The organism is Thioclava sp. PTB-PU3-1 (assembly GCF_055666785.1).
Genome location: NZ_JBVNVL010000015.1, coordinates 1 through 5,183 on the forward strand (window position 1 = coordinate 1; position 5,183 = coordinate 5,183).

Annotated in this window: 5 protein-coding genes; 1 reads left to right on the forward strand and 4 read right to left on the reverse strand. The window is 59.1% G+C overall.

Annotated elements, in window-relative coordinates; translation table 11 throughout:
- Window positions 1–64 precede the first annotated feature (64 nt).
- Window positions 65–852 (forward strand): IS5 family transposase gene (locus ACZ7GB_RS19835; protein ID WP_139291266.1). Its coding sequence is split into 2 segments (ribosomal slippage): window positions 65–404 and window positions 404–852, totalling 789 coding nucleotides; the frame shifts between segments, so codons are not numbered across the junction.
- A gap of 73 nt (window positions 853–925) precedes the next feature.
- On the opposite strand, the gene ACZ7GB_RS19840 is transcribed toward ACZ7GB_RS19835, so the two are convergent.
- From ACZ7GB_RS19840 to ACZ7GB_RS19855, 4 genes are all read right to left on the reverse strand, one after another.
- Complete coding sequence (locus ACZ7GB_RS19840) at window positions 926–2,302, reverse strand: Dyp-type peroxidase (protein WP_472160144.1); 1,377 nt, start codon at window positions 2,300–2,302, stop codon at window positions 926–928.
- Complete coding sequence (locus tag ACZ7GB_RS19845) at window positions 2,302–3,000, reverse strand: hypothetical protein (RefSeq protein ID WP_088234139.1); 699 nt, start codon at window positions 2,998–3,000, stop codon at window positions 2,302–2,304. The genes ACZ7GB_RS19840 and ACZ7GB_RS19845 overlap by 1 nt, the downstream gene beginning before the upstream one ends.
- A 24-nt stretch (window positions 3,001–3,024) precedes the next feature.
- A complete protein-coding gene (locus ACZ7GB_RS19850) occupies window positions 3,025–4,032 on the reverse strand; it encodes a catalase family protein (RefSeq protein WP_472160145.1) in 1,008 nt (335 codons plus the stop codon).
- A 299-nt stretch (window positions 4,033–4,331) separates the two neighbouring features.
- Window positions 4,332–5,119, reverse strand: a protein-coding gene (locus ACZ7GB_RS19855; protein ID WP_139291266.1) for an IS5 family transposase whose coding sequence is annotated in 2 segments (ribosomal slippage) — window positions 4,332–4,780 and window positions 4,780–5,119 — 789 coding nt in all. Because the reading frame shifts where the segments join, the coding sequence is not laid out codon by codon here.
- Between the last annotated feature and the right edge of the window lie 64 nt (window positions 5,120–5,183).

Here is a 5,183-nt window from a genome sequence, read left to right on the forward strand (position 1 = left end):
CTAGGTCATGTTGACAAAAGGGATTTACACCCCGGGATAGGCGTGATTCAAGCTGGTATCTGCGATGGAGACCAGCTTGGCACGAGACCTTATGTCGGACGAGGAATGGGTGTTCTTTGAGCGGTTCATCCTGGCAGCCCGTGCCCCGAACGGGCGCAAACCGATGAACCACCGCCTTGTTCTTGATGGCGTTTTCTGGATTGCCCGCACCGGTGCGCCGTGGCGGGATCTTCCCGAGGAGTTCGGGAAATGGTCGAGTGTGTATCGGCAGTTCCGCCGCTGGACACTTGCAGGACTTTGGGAACAGATCCTGGAGGTGCTGACCGAGAGCAGGATCGTTCCCGACGCGCTGCAAATGGTCGACAGCACCGTGGTTCGTGCCCATCATCAGGCAGCGGGCGCTAAAGGGGGACTCCGCGACAGGGTCTTGGCCGTTCGAAAGGTGGTTTCACGACCAAGATCCACCTTCGCGTGAATGCCGCTGGCCTACCGATGCGAACCGACATCACGCCCGGCCAGACCTCCGACTACCTCGGCTTCGATCTCGTCATGGACGACAACCTGCCCGAACCCTCTGTTCTGCTGGCCGACAAGGGTTACGATGCTGACAGCATTCGAGAAGGCATGCGCAACCGAAATATCCAACCAGTGATCCCAATGCGGAAGTCGCGCAAGAAGCGCGTCGGAGTGGACCGGCCCCTCTATCGCCTGAGAAACCTCGTGGAGAGGTGCTTCAATAAGCTGAAGAACTCCCGTCGCGTAGCGACCCGCTACGACAAAACCGTCCAAAGCTTTCTTGGCTTCATCGACATCGCCTCGATCCGCCTCTGGCTCCGCCATTTGTCAACATGACCTAGCCTGACTAAGGATATGGATGTTTCCGTCCGCAAACTCAGTCCAAAGCGTGCAGCGCCTGCATATTTGCTCAACCACGAAGCCAGCTACCTTCTCCGATCCATTTCAGTGCGGAGATCGAGGGCATGAACATATACTCGCCACCTCGCAAGCGGTTGAACGTCGTGACACCGTTGACACGTCTCCTGACGGGTTGGTCGGGGATCGTAAACCGTCCCGGTTGCTCGTGTAGCCCGACAACCGGGTCGCGCTCTTCACCCAGGTCCAGAAAGTTTCCACGATTGATCCATTCCTGCTGAAGAAATTCGATCGTGTCAAAGGCGCGTGCGCTAATGAAGATGAAGAACAGCCCGCGATCACCCGTGTCGTCGCTGGTGGTCATGTCGCGGCTCCATTTTGGGCCGAAGGTTGAAGAACGGCGGATGATCCGGTGGATGTTCTGGTCAGTCAGAATGGTCAGCTTGCTGCCGCGTGGGTTCATGCGTCGCATATGCGCCGAGTGCGGGCAGATCAGACCCTTGGTATCGTCCGAGTAATCGAAATCGTTGTTTTTATCACGATCGGCTCCCAGGGCTTCGTCATCCTGATCGGGCGACATGTTCAACGGCGCGCCAGAGCGCCAGCGGCCAAACATCTTCGCACCCAGCCGATCCTGAGCCTCTTCATCGCTGCCGTGTTCGCGCAGGAAGTCGTTGAAAGCCCCGACGCGGCTTTCATACTTTCGCAACACCACGAAAGATCCGTTCCGGCCCAGTACGTCGGGAGAGGGCATCGCTACGGGGCTTCCGGCTTCGCTGTCCTCGCCCAGAATGAATTCGCCAGCGGCGATGGCACGTTCATCGCCGGGATTTGGCTCGACCCCTGCGCCTGCGACGGTGGGTTGCGAAATGCTGTCGCGATAACCGAAGGGGTTTTTCGCCTCCTTATCCGCGCCGAACTCATGCGTACCCATCAGTCTCACGCCGGTGGCCTGTTCCAGTTCGGCCATAGCATTGGCTTTTACGCGCTGAAGTTCAGCGTCGCTCTGCGCGAAGATCGACAGTGCGATGTGGCAGCTCTCATTCTGATAAGCCTCTTCCCAGGTCTCGGGCTCATTCTCGCCCTCATCCCGAAGCTGGGCGGCGCGGGCGGCCATGCCCTGCTGGAATGCCAGAGGAAAGGATTTCAGCGAGTCATCCGGCAGACCAAGCGCCTTCAACCCGGCATGGCTAAGTGCCACCCCCATCCATGCTGGCATATCTTCGGTCCAGCCCTCGGCTGACGGCACATGTCCGGCCAGCCGCCCGATCAGGTCGCGTCCGCCCGCTGCGTCATCGACATGAAGCATGGCGTGAATGCCGACATAGGGCTCTGGACGGGAGCGCAGGATAAGTCCCTGTATATCGTCAAGTTGAAGCGTGACCCGTTTGCTGTCGAAGCGCTTGCGCAGATTGCTGAGGAAAGACATCAGTAATCCACCCCCTCGGGGACCGAGACGGCATCGGAAAGCTTGGACAGTGCGTCGCGCGTTGTATCGTCCATCGCGTCATTCTTGGACATCTTGTCCATGAAATCGTTCAGCGCAGCTTCCATTCGCTGCATCCGGCGTACATCCACGACCGTGACCTGAGGGTTCGCCACGAACCAGCCAGCCGCGTCGATCTGATGACCGGCAATGAAGTCCTTGACCTCGGGACTATCGATGCCGGGCCAGCCTTCGATATTGGCGAACAGCAGATCCATCAGGCCGGGAATCTTGGTTCCGAAATCATTGATATAGGTGTCCCAATCGCCGTCATATGTGGTGGCGAAGATGATCCGCGTATCATCATCGAAGAACACGAAACGCATGTCATGCAGCGTCGAAACGCGCTGCGCGCCATCGAAATTACCGCCGGTCAGATCAAAGATCCGCCGCAGCCGGGCGGCGCCTCCGGGTTTGACCTTGGCGATGGCGGTCAGTTCCGATACATTGCCGGATTGGCGGCCCGCGCGGCCAGCGGATTGCGAGCTTCCGTCGAACAACTTGTTATGGTCGCGGATCAAACCTTCGATGGCGATCTTCGCCAGTTGCGGCGCATCGGCTGCGACTTCCTTGGCGACACGGCGAAATTCCTGAAGGCGTGTTTCGTCGTCGAGGCGGGGATCAGTGGTCTTTTTACTCATCACATGCTCCTGTTTGAGCGTTCATCAATCGGGGACATCGGTCAGTGCCCGCGGCTCTTGCCGGGGCAGATTGTTCAGCCGGTGTCGCTGCTCGGACGAGGATTCATAGGCCGCCTTGCGCACCCGCATGATAGAGCCGAGCGGTCGATGGGCCGCCACGCCGTTCCACGGATTGAAGGCGAGATGGTCGTCACCGTGAACCTGCCGCGCGGGGGAATATGCATCCTGCGCCGGGAAATGCAGGCTGGCAACGGGGCGGTGGGGCGAGGCATCTGCATCCCATTCGACCGCCGCATCCTCGATCGGCATCTGTTCGAGGTCGGTGCAAAGTTGCGCCCGAAGCGTATAGGTTGCATCGTTTTCGGCCAGATATGCACCGACCGCATCGCGCATAGCTGAAAAACCGCTTTCGACTTTCGCGTCGGTGAGATCGACCACGCCACCTTCCGGCGCAATGGACAGTTTGGCAACATGGTCGCCATAGCGAAGTGCGGCCTGCGTGTGGAAGGTTTCGCCCAGCATGTTCGCGTTGTCGCGGGCCAGACCAAGAAGGGTCGCGCCGGGCTTGCCGCCCAACGCCTCGATCACGTCCTCGGCACCGCGCGCGGCGGCTGCCACCAGCTTCTGAAAGCTGTCGGGCGCGTTGGCGTTTTTTTCCAGGAGGGCCAGCATCTTCTTGTATTTCTGCACTGTTCCGAATGCCAGAACAGGGAAGTTCACCATAAGGAAGTCTTGATTTGCACCGCCAATGGTCGGCGTCAGCCTGTCACCCGGAACGCCGAGCACCTTCAGTGCGATGCCGCGCGGTGCGGGGATCTCGTCGCTGTGAATATCGCCGGGGGCCGAAGACAGCCGAGCCACAACTTCATATTCCGCGCCGGGAAAAAAGATGCCCTGCGACAACTCTGGCGCAAGATCTTCATGGACAGTCATCCGCCCCTTCAGGATCGCGTGGCTTTTGGCATGTGCATCGCGATGTGCATGGCGGTGCCTTTCCGCGTTGGCAGCCTGCGTCGCGCGCATTTGCGCCACGATGTCCTCGATCAGCCGGGTCTCGTCGTGCTGAAGGTTTTCAATGTCGTCGCCATATCTGATCGGAGGCATGTGGACCTCTTTCTTTCTCGCCGGGCAGATCGCCTCAAGGCTGGGGTAAAGTCACCCGTTTTGCAGTCTAAACACACTGCCGGCGGCTGCGGTTGCCGTGAAAATGCATGACCTCGCGGCAGGCACCCTGTTTCGCTGGTCCGCAGAGCCAGTAGACGTTGGCTCAACAACCCGCTGATGATTGAGTCATACGAGAACTTCTATTTTGCTCCCTCCCCGCCCTTAGGTCATGTTGACAAATGGCGGAGCCAGAGGCGGATCGAGGCGATGTCGATGAAGCCAAGAAAGCTTTGGACGGTTTTGTCGTAGCGGGTCGCTACGCGACGGGAGTTCTTCAGCTTATTGAAGCACCTCTCCACGAGGTTTCTCAGGCGATAGAGGGGCCGGTCCACTCCGACGCGCTTCTTGCGCGACTTCCGCATTGGGATCACTGGTTGGATATTTCGGTTGCGCATGCCTTCTCGAATGCTGTCAGCATCGTAACCCTTGTCGGCCAGCAGAACAGAGGGTTCGGGCAGGTTGTCGTCCATGACGAGATCGAAGCCGAGGTAGTCGGAGGTCTGGCCGGGCGTGATGTCGGTTCGCATCGGTAGGCCAGCGGCATTCACGCGAAGGTGGATCTTGGTCGTGAAACCACCTTTCGAACGGCCAAGACCCTGTCGCGGAGTCCCCCTTTAGCGCCCGCTGCCTGATGATGGGCACGAACCACGGTGCTGTCGACCATTTGCAGCGCGTCGGGAACGATCCTGCTCTCGGTCAGCACCTCCAGGATCTGTTCCCAAAGTCCTGCAAGTGTCCAGCGGCGGAACTGCCGATACACACTCGACCATTTCCCGAACTCCTCGGGAAGATCCCGCCACGGCGCACCGGTGCGGGCAATCCAGAAAACGCCATCAAGAACAAGGCGGTGGTTCATCGGTTTGCGCCCGTTCGGGGCACGGGCTGCCAGGATGAACCGCTCAAAGAACACCCATTCCTCGTCCGACATAAGGTCTCGTGCCAAGCTGGTCTCCATCGCAGATACCAGCTTGAATCACGCCTATCCCGGGGTGTAAATCCCTTTTGTCAACATGACCTAG

What these genes read in the sequence shown, in the direction of transcription:
- ACZ7GB_RS19840 (WP_472160144.1), bottom strand. Translation starts at nt 2,302, where the DNA reads ATGTCTTTCCTCAGCAATCTGCGCAAGCGCTTCGACAGCAAACGGGTC.
- ACZ7GB_RS19845 (WP_088234139.1), bottom strand. Translation starts at nt 3,000, where the DNA reads ATGAGTAAAAAGACCACTGATCCCCGCCTCGACGACGAAACACGCCTT.